The sequence below is a fragment of the Chryseobacterium piscicola genome, from assembly GCF_900156685.1.
Classification (GTDB): Bacteria; Bacteroidota; Bacteroidia; order Flavobacteriales; family Weeksellaceae; genus Chryseobacterium; species Chryseobacterium piscicola.
The window spans coordinates 355982-372714 of the sequence record NZ_FTOJ01000002.1 but is presented as its reverse complement, the minus strand read 5'-3'; the positions used below and the strand labels follow the sequence as shown (position 1 = coordinate 372714).

At 33.4% G+C, this 16733-nt stretch carries 19 protein-coding genes; 11 read left to right on the top strand and 8 right to left on the bottom strand.

Translation table 11 applies throughout. The annotated features are described in order from the left end of the window. Nucleotides 1–219: 219 nt before the first annotated feature. The 4 genes from BW939_RS05710 (at nt 220) to BW939_RS15830 (ending at nt 2026) form a co-directional block, all read left to right on the top strand. Nucleotides 220–639 carry a hypothetical protein gene (locus BW939_RS05710; RefSeq protein WP_076450851.1) on the top strand — a complete coding sequence of 140 codons (420 nt, stop codon included), beginning with the start codon at nt 220–222 and terminating at the stop codon, nt 637–639. An 11-nt stretch (nt 640–650) separates the two neighbouring features. Then, nucleotides 651–1271: a hypothetical protein gene (locus BW939_RS05705; RefSeq protein ID WP_076450697.1), complete on the top strand. Its 621-nt coding sequence runs from the start codon at nt 651–653 to the stop codon at nt 1269–1271. A 9-nt stretch (nt 1272–1280) separates the two neighbouring features. Then, nucleotides 1281–1754 (top strand): hypothetical protein, encoded by a 474-nt coding sequence (locus tag BW939_RS05700; protein WP_076450695.1) that lies wholly within the window; start codon nt 1281–1283, stop codon nt 1752–1754. 113 nt (nt 1755–1867) lie between these two features. Further along, the gene (locus BW939_RS15830; protein WP_159439256.1) at nt 1868–2026 is read left to right on the top strand and encodes a hypothetical protein; all 159 of its coding nucleotides are present in this window, start codon (nt 1868–1870) and stop codon (nt 2024–2026) included. A 68-nt stretch (nt 2027–2094) separates the two neighbouring features. On the opposite strand, the gene BW939_RS05695 is transcribed toward BW939_RS15830, so the two are convergent. Then, a complete protein-coding gene (locus BW939_RS05695; protein ID WP_076450693.1) occupies nt 2095–2724 on the bottom strand; it encodes a CatA-like O-acetyltransferase in 630 nt (209 codons plus the stop codon). Between the two features lie 129 nt (nt 2725–2853). Between BW939_RS05695 and BW939_RS05690 the strand changes: the two genes are divergently transcribed. From BW939_RS05690 to pdeM, 5 genes are all read left to right on the top strand, one after another. Then, nucleotides 2854–3900 carry a ligase-associated DNA damage response exonuclease gene (locus tag BW939_RS05690; RefSeq protein WP_028123828.1) on the top strand — a complete coding sequence of 349 codons (1047 nt, stop codon included), beginning with the start codon at nt 2854–2856 and terminating at the stop codon, nt 3898–3900. Nucleotides 3901–4886: 986 nt separating this feature from the next. Then, a complete protein-coding gene (locus tag BW939_RS05685; RefSeq protein ID WP_076450691.1) occupies nt 4887–6467 on the top strand; it encodes an ATP-dependent DNA ligase in 1581 nt (526 codons plus the stop codon). 241 nt (nt 6468–6708) lie between these two features. Continuing rightward, nucleotides 6709–9108 carry a ligase-associated DNA damage response DEXH box helicase gene (locus BW939_RS05680; protein WP_076450849.1) on the top strand — a complete coding sequence of 800 codons (2400 nt, stop codon included), beginning with the start codon at nt 6709–6711 and terminating at the stop codon, nt 9106–9108. A gap of 144 nt (nt 9109–9252) precedes the next feature. Continuing rightward, nucleotides 9253–10674: a helix-turn-helix transcriptional regulator gene (locus BW939_RS05675; protein ID WP_076450689.1), complete on the top strand. Its 1422-nt coding sequence runs from the start codon at nt 9253–9255 to the stop codon at nt 10672–10674. Between the two features lie 172 nt (nt 10675–10846). Further along, nucleotides 10847–11491 carry a ligase-associated DNA damage response endonuclease PdeM gene (pdeM, locus tag BW939_RS05670; protein ID WP_076450687.1) on the top strand — a complete coding sequence of 215 codons (645 nt, stop codon included), beginning with the start codon at nt 10847–10849 and terminating at the stop codon, nt 11489–11491. A 4-nt stretch (nt 11492–11495) separates the two neighbouring features. Here pdeM and BW939_RS05665 read toward each other — a convergent pair whose 3' ends face one another. Together BW939_RS05665 and BW939_RS05660 are read right to left on the bottom strand one after the other, a co-directional pair. Further along, nucleotides 11496–11834 (bottom strand): helix-turn-helix transcriptional regulator, encoded by a 339-nt coding sequence (locus BW939_RS05665; RefSeq protein ID WP_076450685.1) that lies wholly within the window; start codon nt 11832–11834, stop codon nt 11496–11498. Nucleotides 11835–12133: 299 nt separating this feature from the next. After that, nucleotides 12134–12730: a Crp/Fnr family transcriptional regulator gene (locus BW939_RS05660; protein ID WP_076450683.1), complete on the bottom strand. Its 597-nt coding sequence runs from the start codon at nt 12728–12730 to the stop codon at nt 12134–12136. A gap of 356 nt (nt 12731–13086) precedes the next feature. Between BW939_RS05660 and BW939_RS05655 the strand changes: the two genes are divergently transcribed. Next, nucleotides 13087–13593, top strand: a complete 507-nt coding sequence (locus BW939_RS05655; protein ID WP_076450682.1) for a pyridoxamine 5'-phosphate oxidase family protein — start codon at nt 13087–13089, stop codon at nt 13591–13593. Nucleotides 13594–13636: 43 nt separating this feature from the next. Continuing rightward, nucleotides 13637–13981 carry a hypothetical protein gene (locus BW939_RS05650; RefSeq protein WP_076450680.1) on the top strand — a complete coding sequence of 115 codons (345 nt, stop codon included), beginning with the start codon at nt 13637–13639 and terminating at the stop codon, nt 13979–13981. A gap of 122 nt (nt 13982–14103) precedes the next feature. Here the strand turns inward: BW939_RS05650 and BW939_RS05645 are convergent, their stop codons facing one another. Genes BW939_RS05645 through BW939_RS05625 form a run of 5 tightly spaced genes read right to left on the bottom strand, consistent with a single transcriptional unit; the run spans nt 14104 to nt 16648 of the window. Beyond that, entirely contained in the window at nt 14104–14694 is a 591-nt protein-coding gene (locus BW939_RS05645; protein WP_076450678.1) for a Crp/Fnr family transcriptional regulator, read from the bottom strand. After that, complete coding sequence (gene ytxJ / locus BW939_RS05640; protein ID WP_076450676.1) at nt 14691–15077, bottom strand: bacillithiol system redox-active protein YtxJ; 387 nt, start codon at nt 15075–15077, stop codon at nt 14691–14693. The genes BW939_RS05645 and ytxJ overlap by 4 nt, the downstream gene beginning before the upstream one ends. Further along, on the bottom strand, nt 15074–15535 hold the full coding sequence (locus tag BW939_RS05635) for a DUF1569 domain-containing protein (protein WP_228417136.1): 462 nt from the start codon (nt 15533–15535) through the stop codon (nt 15074–15076). The genes ytxJ and BW939_RS05635 overlap by 4 nt, the downstream gene beginning before the upstream one ends. Next, nucleotides 15529–16065: a YfiT family bacillithiol transferase gene (locus tag BW939_RS05630; protein ID WP_084566606.1), complete on the bottom strand. Its 537-nt coding sequence runs from the start codon at nt 16063–16065 to the stop codon at nt 15529–15531. Before BW939_RS05630 ends, BW939_RS05635 begins: the two co-directional genes overlap by 7 nt. Continuing rightward, on the bottom strand, nt 16052–16648 hold the full coding sequence (locus BW939_RS05625; protein WP_076450675.1) for a hypothetical protein: 597 nt from the start codon (nt 16646–16648) through the stop codon (nt 16052–16054). The genes BW939_RS05630 and BW939_RS05625 overlap by 14 nt, the downstream gene beginning before the upstream one ends. Between the last annotated feature and the right edge of the window lie 85 nt (nt 16649–16733).

The window sequence follows — 16733 nt, the reverse complement described above, 5'->3', positions numbered from 1 at the left end:
TTGTGGGAGAAAGTGGTGAAAAGCGAATTTTTTTAGAAAGCAAATATTTATCGAGAATGTAATAAAATATCCTTTAGTATATGACAAAAGGCTTTTAAAATTTCAGTAGAAATACTGAATATTTTGAAGTTTTTTGTATTTATTTTTGAAATTAAGGATAACCGTAATTTTTATGCATCCACACACTATATCTTTGCAAAAAAAACAAAAGATCCTAGCATGCAAAATAAATTACACTTTCTTACATTTTTTCTGTTTTCGATAATCTTAAGTGCTCAAACGCTACATATATATGGCGGATCAGATCAAGATGAGTACTTAGGATGTTTAAATTGTGATTCGTACGATAAAAATTCTATTTGGAATAGTTACGGAACTTATGGTAACTCATATAATACAAAATCTATTTGGAATTCTTATGGAACTTATGGAAACGAATACAGTTCATACTCACCATGGAATAATTATGCCTCAAATCCTCCAATTGTAGTAGATAAAAATGGGAACTTTTATGGTTATCTTACAGTAAATTCGTATAAAAGTCAGAGAGCTAATTCAAGCTTAGCATCATTGCTGTACGAATATCATGAGCTTATTAAGAAAGATGTAAGTGGGTGGTACAATAAAATTTTTAAATAACTGGTTATATCATGAAAAAAATTCTAATTCCATGTTTTATCATTTTTAGCATTTACGGAAATGCAAAAAATAGAACTGCTACAGCCGCTGGAACTGCTGCAGCTGCAACGGCAATAACTTTTTTGGCAGCAAATGCTGTAAAAAAGGAAGTTGCAAAAGAAATTTCGCACTTCCGGTCGAAAGAATATATTATTAACAATATTATTGGCAATGCAGATAATCGTGAAATTAAATTTGAGACAGAAAGTCTGGCATCAGATGACAGTGGTGGGTTGATTTCTGTAGCATTTAACTGTACAGATGTGAATGAAAGAGGTCTTTTACTTGCTTTCTTTGGCGACAATAGAAATTCTGACGGAAATATTGGAAGTGCGTATGCTTTCCGATATCTCCCGTTAAACGAAGCACAATCCATTTTACAAAGATTAGAACAAGTCCGGGACAACAACTCTAAATATGTCTCCGAATCTTCAAATGTAAATAACGTTTATATTCAACACAAGGATATAAAATTTGTTTTATACCGCGACTCTGGAAATCAGATAAGAGTTTTTTGGAATGGATTTGAGGTAATATGGGAGCAGACAGCATTTGACAGGACAAAGAGAAGATTAAACAAATGGTTTAAATAAATTTTGATAATGAAAAATATTAAAGTAGTAATAATAGGTTCAACAGTTCTCACATGTTTTGGCTTATTCAGTTTTATTGCAGTACCAAATAATTTCATTGAGATATATAAATCATCAGACTATACGATTTCTTCTCGCCGTGAAAGCAGTAACTCGGCTTGGATTAAATGGATTTATCTAACAAAAAAAGTAAAAGATAAAAAAGGTAAGTTTATTATAGTTGGTGGCAAGCAAAATCTGCAGTTATGGGACTGTGACTGTTCATCAAAAAATTATGATATTAAAAACTGGATAGAATATGGTAGGAATGGAAAAGTAATATCAAGTTCTCAAATTCCCATCTATAACCAACCTGTAATTCCGGAGTCAGTTGGTGAACTTATTTTTGAACATATATGTGCTAATAATGATGAGTACTATTATGACAATATTTTTCGTCACGATTCTCTTGACAGTAGTATTGATTCTACAATGATGTACTAAGAACTAGATAGTAAAAATAAATTTTAGAAATTAATTTTGATCGAAACCTGCCCACCAGCAGGTTTTATGCTTATCCACAATATCCTCCCTAAATTAGTATCAAACACCACAACATGAAAGACTTCAAAATAGCATTCTTTTTCCTAAAACTCCCAATGGCAATTTCGCTTTTGGGACACGGTTTGGTAAAGATTCCCAAACTTGCAGAATACAATGATAGCATGATGAAAAGTATGGAGAATCTGTATTTTCATCTTGCTTTATTTCCGTGAAAACTATTTGATAGATTATTCAATTATTAACAAAACAAAATATGCAGGAAAACAAGCATAAACCGAAATCACTCTCTATCCAACTCCCCCTGAAAAGCCTCAAAATACTTCGCCAGATCAATACCATCTGCCAAACCGTGGTGCGCTTCTATAGAAACAGGCATCATCTTTTTCCCATCACGTACACTGAATTTTCCGAAGGCTATTTTGGGAATACATTCTTTGGGATCAAAATTGGTAGGATGCAGAATCGAAGTAAAAGAATGCCACGGAATCGTTGTATGCCTGATATGATTGGGCGGTAAACCTTCATTTTTTATTCCCAAACCTTTTGTATTATGAACCGTCGTTATTTGCTCCTGCAAACGTTCATTGAAAACTGAAAAATCTTCAGAATATTCAAAATAAGAAAAACCAAAAGTTCCGTCTGCCCTGCCAATCGTACTTCCAACGTGAAGACTATCAAACAAAGCAATTTTATTATCCACAATTCTGAGTTTCAAAGCATCAACTTTATTAATGGCAACCATAGACTTGTACAGATAGTAAGCGAAAAAAGATTGTCCATTTTTCCTGGTATTTTCGAAAGCTTTCGTACAGTCGACCTCCGTAGTAAATCCGAAGTACGGACTTTTTAATGAGGAGAAAAATTCAAAATGTTCTTTTCTGTTCCAGTTTTCTAAGTCGATGAATTGCATTCTTATAATTTTTGTAAATTTCCGAAACAATAATTGAATTACCCTAATGAATTGTACAGTAAATTATGTTTAGAAAATAGAATTTGGTCAGCTTTTTGAATAATCAGAAACACTCTAATCATCGCTCTATTGAAACTCATTACATTTACAAACAAAGGCATCTACTGTCCGCAGGGGAAATTTTATATTGATCCTTGGCGACCGGTTGACTATGCTGTCATCACCCACGGGCACGCTGATCACGCCCGCTGGGGAATGAAAAAATATCTTTGTCATCATTTTACAAAACCTATTTTACTCCAAAGAATTTCTCCCGATATAGAATGTCAAACTTTACAGTATGGTGAAACTTTAGACATTAATGGTGTGAAACTTTCGATGCATCCGGCAGGTCATATTATTGGTTCGGCTCAGATTCGTCTAGAATACAAAGGTTATGTAAGCGTAGTTTCCGGTGATTACAAAGTTCAGGATGATGGTTTGAGTACACCTTTTGAACTGGTAAAGTGTAATGAATTTGTGACTGAAAGCACCTTCGGACTTCCCATTTACAACTGGCTGGAAGTTCCGGATTTAAATAAAAGACTGCAAAATTGGGTTTTAAGGAATCAGGAAAATCAAAAAACTTCTGTTTTCATAGGGTATTCTTTGGGAAAAGCGCAACGGATTATGAAAGCGGTTGAAGGAATGGGGAAAATCCACGTTCACTACTCGATTGGAAAACTCAATAAAGCCTTTGAAGAAGTTGGAATTGTGCTTCCCGATTATGAAGTTCCCGACTTCCGGGAAAGCATTAAACACGTAGCAGGAGATATTGTGATTGTTCCACCGGCTTTGTTGGATAGTAATGTAATTAAAAAAATTCCGGATGCAGCAACAGCAATTTGTTCCGGCTGGATGCAGGTTCGCGGTGCCAGAAGATGGAGAAGTATGGACGCTGGTTTTCCGATGAGCGATCACGCAGACTGGAAAGGCCTTTTACAAGCCATTAAAGCCACAGAAGCCGAAATTGTTCACGTCACGCACGGACAAACTGAGATTTTTTCTAAATATTTAAATGAAATCGGAATCAAATCTGATGTCGTGGAAACTTTGTATGGTGACGACGATGACGAAGTAGTAGAAAAGGAAGTTGTAACAGACAATAAAAATGAAGAACAATCCGATCTGAATTGACCTCATATATTTTTTCAAATATCAGATGCTTAAAAAGCTCCGTAGGAGCGACCCGTTAATAGCAGAATGATTAGTCATTGAATCAAAGCTCCATAGGAGCGACCCGTTAATAGCCGAATGATTAGTCATTGAATCAAAGCTCCGTAGGAGCAGCCTGTTAATAGCAGAATCATTGAATGATAACAAAAAGCTCCGTAGGAGCGACCCGTTAATAGCAGAATGATTAGTCATTAAATCAAAGCTCCGTAGGAGCGACCCGTTAATAGCAGAATGATTAGTCATTGAATCAAAGCTCCGTAGGAGCGACCCGTTAATAGCAGAATCATTGATTGATAAGAAAAAGCTCCGTAGGAGCGACCCGTTAATAGCAGAATGATTCGTCATTAAATCAAAGCTCCGTAGGAGCGACTTGTTAATAGCAAAATTATTAATCATTGAATCAAAGCTCCGTAGGAGCGACCCGTTAATAGCAGAATCATTGATTGATAACAAAAAGCTCCGTAGGAGCGACCTGTTAATAGCAAAATTATTAATCATTGAATCAAAGCTCCGTAGGAGCGACCCGTTAATAGCAGAATAATTGATTGATAAGAAAAAGCTCCGTAGGAGCGACCCGTTAATAGCAGAATGATTCGTCATTAAATCAAAGCTCCGTAGGAGCGACCTGTTAATAGCAAAATTATTAATCATTGAATCAAAGCTCCGTAGGAGCGGCCTGTTAATAACAGAATGATTCGTCATTAAATCAAAGCTCCGTAGGAGCGACCCGTTAATAGCAGAATCATTCGTCATTGAATCAAAGCTCCGTAGGAGCGGCCTGTTAATTTTAAACATCGAATTGCTCGCAGCCCGACTTGAACGGAGCTCTTTTTGTGAGGAGGAACGACGAGCAAAAAAGCGGGAGAGGAAGGCGGAAAAGCTGCCATAATAAAAAGAAAATACACCCAATGGATGTGACAGTTGTCCAATAAAAGATAGAATAAGAAATGAAAAATTTCGCAGAACTCATCAACGCTTTGGAGAGCACCAATAAAACCAATGCTAAAATCGATGCCATTCTCAATTATCTTGAGCGAGCGACAGATGATGATAAATTGTGGTTTATCGCCTTGTTTACGGGCAAAAGACCTAAGCGAAATGTGAACACCAACTATATGAAAGAATGGGCGTTGGAGATAAGCCAACTGCCGTTTTGGCTTTTTCAGGAAAGTTATTCTTCGGTAGGTGATTTGGGTGAAACAATTTCTTTAATTCTTCCGCCACCTAATGAAAAAATTGAGAAAACTTTGTCGGAATGGATGACCGAGATTATTGAATTAAAAACAAAAACGGATACAGAAAAGAAAGAATTTGTTCTCAATTCTTGGAATGGTTTGGATTATACAGAGCGATTAATTTTCAATAAATTACTCGGTGGAAGTTTCAGAATTGGTGTTTCTTCCAAGACATTGATTAATTCTTTGACCAAGTTTTCTGGGCAGGAAGCAAGCACACTGATGCACAGTCTGATGGGAAAATGGCAACCTGCTGAGGTCAGTTTTAAAGAATTAATTTCGGCAGAAAACATCAATCCTGATAACTCAAAGCCCTACCCTTTTTGCCTTGCATATCCTTTGGAAAAAGAATTGGAAAATTTGGGCAAACCCGAAGAATGGCTCATTGAATATAAATGGGACGGAATCCGCGGACAAATCATCAGACGAAATGACGAAGTTTTCATCTGGTCTCGAGGTGAAGAATTGGTGACCGAGCAGTTTCCGGAAATTACTGAAGCCGTGAAAGCAATGAAAGGCAACTTTGTGATAGATGGAGAAATACTTGCGGTAAAGGACGGTAACGTTTTAAATTTTAATGAATTACAAAAACGATTGAACCGTAAAACTTTAACTAAAAAAATGCTCTCTGATATTCCAATTGAAGTGTTTGCGTACGATATTTTGGAATTGGAAGGAACGGATTTGAGGGAAAAACCGATCTCCGCAAGAAGAGCAATGCTGGAGGAATTACTATTAAATGAAGCACCAGAAAAGATCAAGATTTCACAGGCAATTGATTTTGAAGATTGGATTCAATTAAATCTAATCAGAGAAAATTCTAGGGAAATCAACAGTGAAGGTTTGATGCTGAAACAGAAAAATTCACACTACCATTCTGGAAGAAAAAAAGGCGATTGGTGGAAATGGAAAATCAATCCGTTAACAATTGATGCGGTTTTGATTTACGCTCAAAAAGGGAGCGGAAGACGAAGTGCTTATTACACCGATTATAGCTTTGCCGTGAAAAGTGGAGACAAATTAGTTACGATTGCCAAAGCTTATTCAGGATTGACTGATAAAGAGATAATGGAAGTCAGCAAGTTTGTGAATAAAAATGCGATTGAAAAATTTGGCCCCGTTCGTACTGTAAAAGCTGAATTAGTTTTTGAAATTGCGTTTGAAGGAATTGGTTTCAGCAACCGTCACAAAAGCGGTGTAGCATTGCGTTTCCCAAGAATTTTAAGATGGCGAAAAGACAAAACCGTGAATGATATTGATGATATTGAGGAGATTAAAAAATTGATACAGTAAATTTTTAAACGCAAAGAGCGCAAGGATATTTTGACATTTTCCTGCATATTTTTCGTTTACAAAGGCAGTTCGTTCAGCAAATGATAGCAAAATGTAATGGCTGACTGAAACACCTTTGCGAACGGAAAATGTTTTAAAAAATTTTAAAATAAACCTTGCGAGCGTTGCGTTTAAACATAATAATTAACAAAATTTGAGCAACTACGAAAATACCGAAGGCTTTAAGATCATTCAAAACTGGATGATGGAAAAAGGCAATTCCCCATTTAAATTTCAGGTGGATACTTGGAAGAAATTCGGCAGTGGCTACAGCGGAATGGTGGTGGCCCCCACAGGTTTTGGGAAAACGTTTTCGGTATTTTTAGCATTGGTTTCAGACTTTCTGACGAATCCCGACAAGTACAAAAAAGGTCTGAAAATGATTTGGATTACGCCACTTCGTTCCCTTTCAAAAGATATCGCCAAAGCAATGCAGGAAGCGATTGACGAGATTGGTTTGGACTGGGAAGTTGGCGTTAGAAATGGTGATACAGACCCGAAAGTTCGTCAGCAACAGGTCAAAAATATGCCTGAAATTCTTGTTGTAACGCCCGAAAGTTTACACTTGCTTTTGGCCCAGAAAAATCATCAGCGATTCTTTAGCAGTATGCATTGCGTTGCGGTGGATGAATGGCACGAATTGCTGGGTTCAAAACGTGGCGTGATGGTCGAGTTAGGCATTTCACAGCTCTTTCATTACGTTCCGAAACTTAAAATCTGGGGAATTACGGCAACGATTGGAAACCTCGATGAAGCGCAGGATGTTTTGATCCCATATGATATTAAGAAAACAAAAATTACCGCTAAAGAACATAAGAAAATTGATATTATTTCGGTTTTCCCAGATGAAGTTGAACTTTTGCCTTGGGCAGGACATTTGGGCCAGAAACTGGCTGATAAAGTGGTTCCGATTATTTTGGAATCTAAATCTACCATTGTTTTTACGAACACCCGAAGTCAGAGTGAAATGTGGTATCAGCTTTTGCTGAATGCGTATCCGGATTTTGCCGGACAAATCGCCATCCATCACAGTTCGATTGATGCACATTTGAGAATTTGGATCGAAGAAAATTTAAGTTCTGGAAAACTGAAAGCCGTGGTTTCTACATCATCTTTGGATTTGGGAATTGACTTTAAACCGGTGGATACGGTTATACAAATTGGCTCTGCGAAAGGTGTTGCAAGATTTCTCCAACGTGCAGGGCGAAGCGGACACTCCCCTTTTGAAACTTCGAAAATATATTGTGTACCAACGCATTCTTTAGAACTGATAGAAGTTGCAGCTTTGAAGGAAGCCGTAAAAGAAAAAGTTATCGAACCTCGTGAGCCGGTGGTTCTGTGTTTCGATGTTTTGGTTCAGTTTCTGATGACTTTGGCAGTCGGTGACGGATTTTTACCCAATGAAGTTTACGAAAGAATTAAAAAAGTCTATACTTTTCAGGAAATAAGAGATGAAGAGTGGAAGGCAATGGTAGACTTTCTCACCATTGGTGGAAGTGCCTTGAAAAGCTATGAAGAATATCATAAAGTAGTGGTGATGGAAGACGGTTTGCACAAAGTAACTTCCCGAAAAATTGCAATGCTCCATCGGATGAATATGGGTGCGATAGTAAGCGATGCGATGCTGAAAGTGAAATTTATTTCCGGTGGCTACATCGGGATGGTAGAGGAATATTTTATTTCGAGACTTAAAAAAGAAGAAAAATTCATTTTGGCTGGCCGTGTTTTGGAAGTGGCGATGATTAAAGATATGACAGTTTTTGTTCGGGCTTCCAAGGGCAAAGCGCAAGCTCCAAGTTATTTGGGTGGAAGATTGCCTTTGAGTTCGAATTTGGGTCATTTTTTAAGAGAAAAATTATCGGGAGCATTGAATCCGAAAGCTTCTGAAAAGGAACTGAAATTTCTGCATCCACTATTAGCCAATCAGGAAAAACGTTCACATATCCCTAAAGAGGACGAATTTCTGGTGGAAATGATTAAAAACCGCGAAGGACATCATTTGTTTATGTATCCTTTCGAAGGACGTTTGGTACACGAAGTAATGGCTGCTTTAATTGCCTATAGAATTTCAAAATTAGCGCCTATTTCCTTCTCGATGGCGATGAATGATTATGGTTTTGAACTGTTCAGTGATAAAGAAATTCCATTGAATGAAGATAATTTAGATAAAATTTTGACGAGAGAAAATCTGATGGTGGATGTGATTTCGAGCATCAATTCAGCGGAAATGGCAAGAAGGAAATTCCGAGACATTGCCGTGATTTCGGGAATGGTGGTACAAAATTTCCCTGGGCAGCAGCGTTCCAACAAAGCATTACAAAGCTCGGCAGGATTGATTTTTAAAGTTCTTGAAGATTACGATCCTAATCATTTTCTTGTAAAACAGGCTTATACAGAAGTTTTCAATATGCAATTGCAGGAACAAAGATTAATGGAAGCCTTTAAACGGATTGAAAAGTCTAAAATTATTTTGAAATATGCCCATACTTTTACACCTTTAAGTTTCCCGATTAAGGTAGACAGCTTGCGACAGACGTTGACGAGCGAAAATCTGGATGCAAGAATTCAGAAATTGATAAATCAGGCAAAAAAAATGAAGTAGTTAAATATTTACATTTATTTAAAAATTATTTTCACTTAAACCAACAATATCTTGTTTTATATTTCATAAATCCTTTCTTTTTATATATTTTTACTCAATCAAATTTAAAATTAAGTTTTTGTGAATCTTTCTAAAGCCATTAAAATGTTATTTTTTTCAGGCTGCTTTCTTATTTTTAGTATTGCCTTGCAAGGACAAAATAAAGTTTCTTCAGCTCAACTTGATCTAAAGTTAAAAGCAAACACAGAACTTTATCTCAAAAATATTGACGAAGCTTTTCTACTAATTCCAGATCTCCTGAAACTTGCGCGAAATCTTAAAAACAGCAATGCTGAGATGAAGATTATTGATCGAAAGTGCAGATATTTTTACAGTAAAAATCTTATAGATAGTCTTATTGTACAAGCTGAAGAACTAAAAAAAGTCTCTGCAAATTATCAGGATTACTATTTTGAATCTATGGCAAATGTTTATCTTGCTGAGACTTATTCTATTAACAATTTACCAGATCGGGCAATTGAAAATTTGAATGATGCCTACAAGTTATTAGAAAAAGCAGATGCAAAAAGTGAAAAGGTCTTTTTTGCTAAAGCCAATGTACTGGGGAGTTTTGCTAATATTTATTTAGATAAAAAACAACCCAAAGAGCCCGCAAAAAAGATTCGTCAAGTCATTAAAAATGGTTATGAAATTCAAAATATCGAGGAAAGAAATGTTTTTCAATATCTTAACTACTCAAATATTGCCAATATTTACCTGCAAATCAATATAGATTCTGCGAAAATATTTGCAGATAAATCTTTAGCAATAAGACCAAAAGAAAATACGGACGATAAAAACTTGATTTCTATTTACTCTGTTCTAGGAACTTATTATGAGAAAAAAAAAGATTTCAAATCTTCTATTAATTATTTCCATAAAGCGTTGAAAGTAAGTAAATCAAATGGTACAGATTTGAATTTGAACGAAGTTTACCTGCCTCTTAGAAGAATTTACTTATCTACAAATCAAAAAGATAGCGCAGAATTTTATCGTATAAAAGCCGAAGCTTATGATTTGAAAGTGATGAATAGTAAGTATAACTCTCTTCAAAAAGTTTTAAGTAAAGAAAAAAATCTTCATGAGCAATCTCGGCCAGAACATTACTTATATGCTATTTTAGGCTGTGGTATTTTTGCTGCTGCAGGATTATTTTATTTCAGAAAAACGAAAAAAATAATATCACTACCACAAAACGATTCTGAAAATCTTGTTAAAAAACCAGGACCTTCATCAGAAAAACTCCAACAACTTGTAGAGCTTTTAGAGAAAAATGATCCTACATTTTTAATTAATTTTGAAGTTGTTTTCCCCGAATTTGTGGAAGAATTATCTAAAAAACACCAAGATTTACAGCCTTCAGAAAGAGAATTCTGTGCAATGCTTAAACTTAAACTAAGCACGAAAGAAATAGCAAAATACACTTTTATAGAAACCCGTACCGTTCAAAATAAAAAATATAGACTTCGAAAAAAAATGAATATTCCTCAAAACCTAGACATCTACTATTACATAGATCAAATTTAATTATTAACTGTTCTTGCTTTCTTTAAAATTGAATGAAGAATGCGTAAATAAACAAAAAAAGTTGGAAAATTAAATAAATTTATGAATACTTAAATTTCTAAACAATATTATAGTTAATAAAGGTTCTATTTTTGATTAAAGAATACAAAAAGCGATAATTTTAACGTCAATAATGAAGATAGTTGCTAAAAATATAAAAATAAAAAATCAAACATTTGTTCTTACCAATCAACGTGCGATGTTTTGGGAGAAAGAAAAAGCTTTGGTACTATCTGATCTGCATATTGGGAAAGCTGCCCACTTTCGAAAAAACGGAATAGCACTTTCTAATCAAGTTTTCGAAAGCGATTTGCAAAGATTATCAATTTTAATTGAGCATTTCAAGCCAGAAAAACTTGTGGTTGTAGGCGACCTTCTACATGCAGGAGACAATTCTGAAGTAAACCAATTTTGTACTTGGAAAGAACAATTTTTGGAGCTTAAATTCTATTTGATCGAGGGTAATCATGATAAAATTTCTAAAGCTTTAGATAAAAAATTATGTTTAGATTTTAAATCCGAAAGATATGAAACTGAAGATTTCATTTTCGTTCACGATTTTAATAAAAAAGAAGATAAATTTCAAATTTCAGGACATATTCATCCCGGATTCTTGATTAATTCTCCTATTAAAAAGATCAAACTCCCCTGTTTTGTAGTTTCTGAAAACCAGATTTTACTACCCGCTTTTAGTGAATTCACAGGACTAGACACAAAAAATCTTCCAAAAAATGGAAGATTCTATGTTTTCACTGATGCTGAAATCTATGAAATCTAAAAAATTATAAATCATCAAACCATTTATAAATATCAATATCAGAAGCAATATTTAGTTTTTTTCTCAATCTATTTTTTCGGTTTTGAATCGCTTTAGGTGTAACAAAAGTATATATGGCTACTTCTTTTGAACTAAAACCGAGTTTTAAATAAATACAAAAAATAAGCTCCGACTTTTTAAGATCTTGGTTTATCTTTTTCAATTCATCAAAGAAAGTGGGGAAAAATGATCTGCAAGTGTTTAATAATCTTGTAGAATTGCTTTTTGCAAGTTCTACAATTTCCTGATGTTCAGAAAAAGCATTTGCTCTAAGTTTGGGAGTATTTATATTGATATCACGCATATTTCGTCTCGCATTACTGGCTAAAAAAAGCTATAAGTGGCTGTTGTTATATTTATTATTTTGAATATTTTCTCTTTTAAAGTTCTCAAATATATAATTATTGAGTATTATGTTTTTATGACTGTAATCACAGTTTTTATAGGCTAGGAATTATAAAATATTCTACAGATACTGTATTTGTGATATAGTTATAACATAAATACAATAGGGTTTTATGGTAAAAACCTTAGTTTGAAAAATAAATAACATTGAAAAACATGCCTTTGTAAAAATTCTCAGCTGAAATTTTCTTTATTAATTTAGTAAAAAATCTTTCTTTCTTCAATTTTTAGAAGATTTACTTTCTCCAGTTTTTTGGCAGTGCGAATTACTGTTTCAACGCGTAAACCAATTAAATCTGCAATTTGCTGACGCGTAAGTTTTACTTGAAAAGAAAATTTCTCATCATCTTTATGAAAACTTTTCAAATAATCTAATAAGCCCAAAATCCTTTTCTCGGGAATAGATGAAGCAAGATTTTGAATCATCGCAGTTTTAAAATATAATCTTTGGGAAAGACATTTGTTGGTATCAACTGAAATTTTTGGGTGCTGATCAATCAAATTGAAGAAATCATCTTTTTTTAGCCTTAGAATTTCGCAATTTGAAAGAGCCACTGCATTAATATTGTATTTTTTGTTCAAAAAAAGAAAAGAATCTCCAAAACTTTGAGAATCGCCTAATATATTTTGAATAAATTCGTTTCCGAGCTCATTATAATTGTTTTCTTTTATACTTCCTTTCAAAATTTGGTAATAGTAAGAAGGTGATGCTTCTTCCTCAAAAATAAAATCTCCCGCTGCATACCTTATGATTTCTGCACCAAATGAAATCAATAGCTTTTCGTCGAGTTTCATGCAACTCAATGTCTTTGTAATTGTAGGGTTATCAGTCATTTTAGAATAATTAAATCAATATTTTCATTTACATTTTTTATGCCAAAAAAACATTCTCATTATATGAGACCAGAGTTTTTTTTAAAAATAAAGAATAAAACAAACTTTTGTATACAAAATCTTAATTGTAAGTATATTCTAAATCAACAAATTAAATTATGATTGCAATCATAATAATGCAGTATGTTTAGAATAAATTCAATTATTAACCTCTAAAAAGTTTTAATTATTAAAATATTTCATACATTTAAAACAAATATGCAAAATTGGTCGGGTTTTTGAATTGCTTTTTACAAATCACACTAAAATAAAATAGTATGTCAACAGAAAATTTAATTCAGCAAGATGCAATTAATAAGATCAAAGAATTATCTGAATCCGCAAGAATTTGTATGTTTTGTACAGATTTAGAAAAACTTCCAAACAACTCTCGACCTATGAGCTTGCAAGAAACAGATGATTCTGGAAATCTCTGGTTTATAAGCAGTGACACGAGTAACAAAAATTTTGAAATAAAGGAAGACAATAGAGTTCAACTTTATTTTATGAACAATTCAAATTCTGAGTATCTCTCTATTTACGGTGAAGCGTTTGTTTATAAAGACCGTTCTACTATAGAAGAAAAATGGTCTGCTCTTGCCAATGCTTGGTTCGACGGCAAAGATGACCCTAGGGTTTCTATAATAAGAGTGGAACCAAAAGATAGCTATTACTGGGATACAAAAGCAGGGAAACTGGTAAGTTTACTGAGCTTTGTTGCAGCAGCGGTAAGTGGTAGTAAAACTGATAATTCTGATGGTGTAGAAGGCAAAGCCAACATTTAAGAGTAACCGTTTTTGAAATTTCCAAACCTTAAAACCTTAGATCATGATTTTTGAAGACGACCCAAAACCAATAGTGCAAGAAGCTATTTTACATCAAAATATATCCATGGTGTCTCACACAATAAATTTTGGTGCAGACAAATCTTATGTTTTGAATTCTCTACAAAGAATGAAAAGTAGTACACTTTGTGAAATTCGGAAAAAACTAATAGACAATTTTATAATTGAATATTTATCAAGTTTTTCGGGGGTTATTGAAAATCAAGGCTTTGAATCACTTTCTGAGAGCTACAATATTTCTTCGGTTTATGCCAAGCAATCTTATGAAAAAGTTTTAAAAGAACAAGAATATCTCAGTAGAGTAATGATGGGTTTGAAAATAGAATAAAATTTAAAGGTTATCAGTTAATAATTTATCTCTCATAGATTTAGCAGACTTAGCAGATCAAATTTTAAAAGATCTGTCTTATCTCTAGAGCCTTTGAGAGGTATTTTTTTATTTTTTAGCAGTTAATCGGTAATAAAGTTTTTTCTAGCCAATTCTTTTCTCACACGGCTTAAGCTTTCCGGCGTTATTCCCAAATAGGAAGCTATCATCCATTGAGGAACTCTCATCAATAAATCTGGATACATTTTGGTAAATTTCATATACCGTTCTTCCGCAGTTTCACCCAAAAGAGAATTGATTCTATCTTGCAGACTCTTCACGTGTTTTTGTATAATCAAATCATTTTTTTCTATGCTTTTCGGAAACTCTTCCAAAAGATTACTAAAGAAATCAGGATTTAGAAATAAAATTTCAGAATCTTCAACAGCCTCTATAAAATAACTTGATTTTTCATTAAAATAAAGACTGCTTCTGTCACCAATAAGCCAGTTTTCTGGTGCAAATTGTATCACATGCTCTTTACCGTTTTTATCTATAGAATACATTCTCAGCAAACCTTTTTCAACAAAAAATGTGTTTTTGCAAACATCACCTTCCTGCAAAAGAAACTCATGTTTATTAACTTTTCTTGATTCGTACTGAATGCTGCACAAACTTACTTTCTCTGCAGGAACTTCAAATACTTTGGCTAAATAATTTTGAATATTACTCATTTTATAATCTGACTTAAAGAAATATCTTGATGCGATGCATTATTAAGAGGTCTTCCGTTCTCAAAAACAATCAATTGCGGACTTTCATGACGTACATCAAAATCTTCAGCTATTTTGTTTGAAATTTCTCTATATTTAATTAAATCCAGAAAATAAAAATCTACATTTAAATTTTGTGTGTTTTTCACTTCATTTTCAAAATTTTTAAGAACTGTTTTACTTATAAAACATTTCGTAGAATGCTTGAAAATTGCAATTATTTTCGTTTCTGAAATTTTAACCGCGTTTTTTAAATCATCTTCATTTTCTATTACTTTCCAGAAAGATGAATTTTTGTTTTCTTCCTCTTTATTATCTCCAAATATTTTACCAAATAAACTCATACATTAAATTGTTTTAAATGATGATTAAGATGTTTATACTCCAAAAAACCCCACATTTCTTCTGTCATTTTTCCAAACAACTGGTGCTGAGAAGGAAGTTTATTTTGCGCACGAAATTCTGCATAATCATCAAGGGTTTTCAGAAGCTGTGCTTTCGAAGTCTCAAAATTACAATCAAAAGTAATGATTAGTTTTTTAAAAGTAGGCATATTGTGAGGAATTCCGTTGTTGAAGATTTTCATTTCGTATTTTGCAAGTATTCCCACCCATTTTAAAACAATAAAAACCTTCGGAAGTTTATTTTTTTTCATAGGAACTTTTAAGACTTGGATGCAGTGATTTAGCATTTGTGCGGCATTCATTCTCCCCCATTTTCGTTCAGAATCTGGGCTTAAATTTGATATTCTTGTTTTTATTTCTAAAAAATCATTTAAATGATGTAGACTTTTTCTTACCAACCTTTCTCAATTTTCAAATTTTCTATATGTGCCAAGTGATGATTGCAATGCCAAACGTAAAGAGCCAGACATATTCTTAAATCGTAGTTTCTATTTTGTTCAGGTTGATGAAAAGTACGCTCAAACTGCTTATTGGTAAGTGATTTTAATAAACAATACCATCTTTGATGAATCCCTTTCAACATTCTCATAGCAGGTTTTATACTGATGGATGCGCTATCCTGGAGCTCTGCCCATTGGGCTTCTTGATAAGGTTTTATAACAGGATTTTCTTCCGTAAGAGCCAACTTGAATCTGATGAAACTATTCGCATGACTATCAGCTAGATGATTCACGAGCTGCCTTACCGTCCAACCTTTTTCACGATAGGGTGTATCAAATTGTTCGTCTGAAAAATTTTCAATTAAACTTTTCAGTTTTGCTGGGAAATTTTTGATGACTTTTATATATTCTTCTAGTTGGGTATCAGTAATATGTTGTGGTTCTTCAAATTGCCCGATTGGGAATCTTTTAAATTCAAGATTGATCATATTTTTTTATAATTTCGGTTAAAATTTCAAGTAAAATTACTGCATCGTCATCTTCCAAGTAATACAGCATTTTGTTATTATTTTGTTTTTGTTTTGAATATAAGACAAAGTAATGATGATAGCGTTTTAATGACAAATCAGAAATAAGAATTTCATTTTTATTAAAACTAATTTTATTAGCAAAAACTGTAACTTTTGCAATTTCAAAAGATTCACCATTTTTATACTTCTCCAGCAAGCTGTTTTTGAGATCAGAAAAATAATGCTTCCAAAGAGTGTCTATAATTTCACAAAAAAGTTGATGCTTTTTTTGAAGTTTTCGACCGTAAAAAAGTTTAAAATCAATTTTAAGTTCTTTACCATCGTTCTTTTTTATAAATATAACATAGGTTCTCCCGATTGTAAATTCAAAACCTTTGATAAACTGAATTCCATACCTTAAACCGATAATTTCATCTCTTTTAATTTCAGTAAAACGATTATTTTTCACATCGCTATTTTCATAAATAATTCTTGTTTGGGTAATTTGGAGTAATCTCGGTCTATGGTCATAAAAACTGCGAATAATTTTAAAATTTTCCATACAGTGTCTATTTGTCCGATAAATTATATTTGGACAAATTTTTGATTTTAGTTTTGGTAAATTTATCAAAAATAAGAATAGTTTT

What these genes read in the sequence shown, in the direction of transcription:
- BW939_RS05700 (WP_076450695.1), top strand. Translation starts at nt 1,281, where the DNA reads ATGAAAAATATTAAAGTAGTAATAATAGGTTCAACAGTTCTCACATGT.
- BW939_RS05675 (WP_076450689.1), top strand. Translation starts at nt 9,253, where the DNA reads ATGTTATTTTTTTCAGGCTGCTTTCTTATTTTTAGTATTGCCTTGCAA.
- ytxJ (WP_076450676.1), bottom strand. Translation starts at nt 15,077, where the DNA reads ATGAGTTTATTTGGTAAAATATTTGGAGATAATAAAGAGGAAGAAAAC.
- pdeM (WP_076450687.1), top strand. Translation starts at nt 10,847, where the DNA reads ATGAAGATAGTTGCTAAAAATATAAAAATAAAAAATCAAACATTTGTT.
- BW939_RS05710 (WP_076450851.1), top strand. Translation starts at nt 220, where the DNA reads ATGCAAAATAAATTACACTTTCTTACATTTTTTCTGTTTTCGATAATC.
- BW939_RS05630 (WP_084566606.1), bottom strand. Translation starts at nt 16,065, where the DNA reads ATGATCAATCTTGAATTTAAAAGATTCCCAATCGGGCAATTTGAAGAA.
- BW939_RS05655 (WP_076450682.1), top strand. Translation starts at nt 13,087, where the DNA reads ATGTCAACAGAAAATTTAATTCAGCAAGATGCAATTAATAAGATCAAA.
- BW939_RS05650 (WP_076450680.1), top strand. Translation starts at nt 13,637, where the DNA reads ATGATTTTTGAAGACGACCCAAAACCAATAGTGCAAGAAGCTATTTTA.
- BW939_RS05685 (WP_076450691.1), top strand. Translation starts at nt 4,887, where the DNA reads ATGAAAAATTTCGCAGAACTCATCAACGCTTTGGAGAGCACCAATAAA.
- BW939_RS05645 (WP_076450678.1), bottom strand. Translation starts at nt 14,694, where the DNA reads ATGAGTAATATTCAAAATTATTTAGCCAAAGTATTTGAAGTTCCTGCA.
- BW939_RS05680 (WP_076450849.1), top strand. Translation starts at nt 6,709, where the DNA reads ATGATGGAAAAAGGCAATTCCCCATTTAAATTTCAGGTGGATACTTGG.
- BW939_RS05695 (WP_076450693.1), bottom strand. Translation starts at nt 2,724, where the DNA reads ATGCAATTCATCGACTTAGAAAACTGGAACAGAAAAGAACATTTTGAA.
- BW939_RS05660 (WP_076450683.1), bottom strand. Translation starts at nt 12,730, where the DNA reads ATGAAACTCGACGAAAAGCTATTGATTTCATTTGGTGCAGAAATCATA.
- BW939_RS15830 (WP_159439256.1), top strand. Translation starts at nt 1,868, where the DNA reads ATGAAAGACTTCAAAATAGCATTCTTTTTCCTAAAACTCCCAATGGCA.
- BW939_RS05665 (WP_076450685.1), bottom strand. Translation starts at nt 11,834, where the DNA reads ATGCGTGATATCAATATAAATACTCCCAAACTTAGAGCAAATGCTTTT.
- BW939_RS05625 (WP_076450675.1), bottom strand. Translation starts at nt 16,648, where the DNA reads ATGGAAAATTTTAAAATTATTCGCAGTTTTTATGACCATAGACCGAGA.
- BW939_RS05705 (WP_076450697.1), top strand. Translation starts at nt 651, where the DNA reads ATGAAAAAAATTCTAATTCCATGTTTTATCATTTTTAGCATTTACGGA.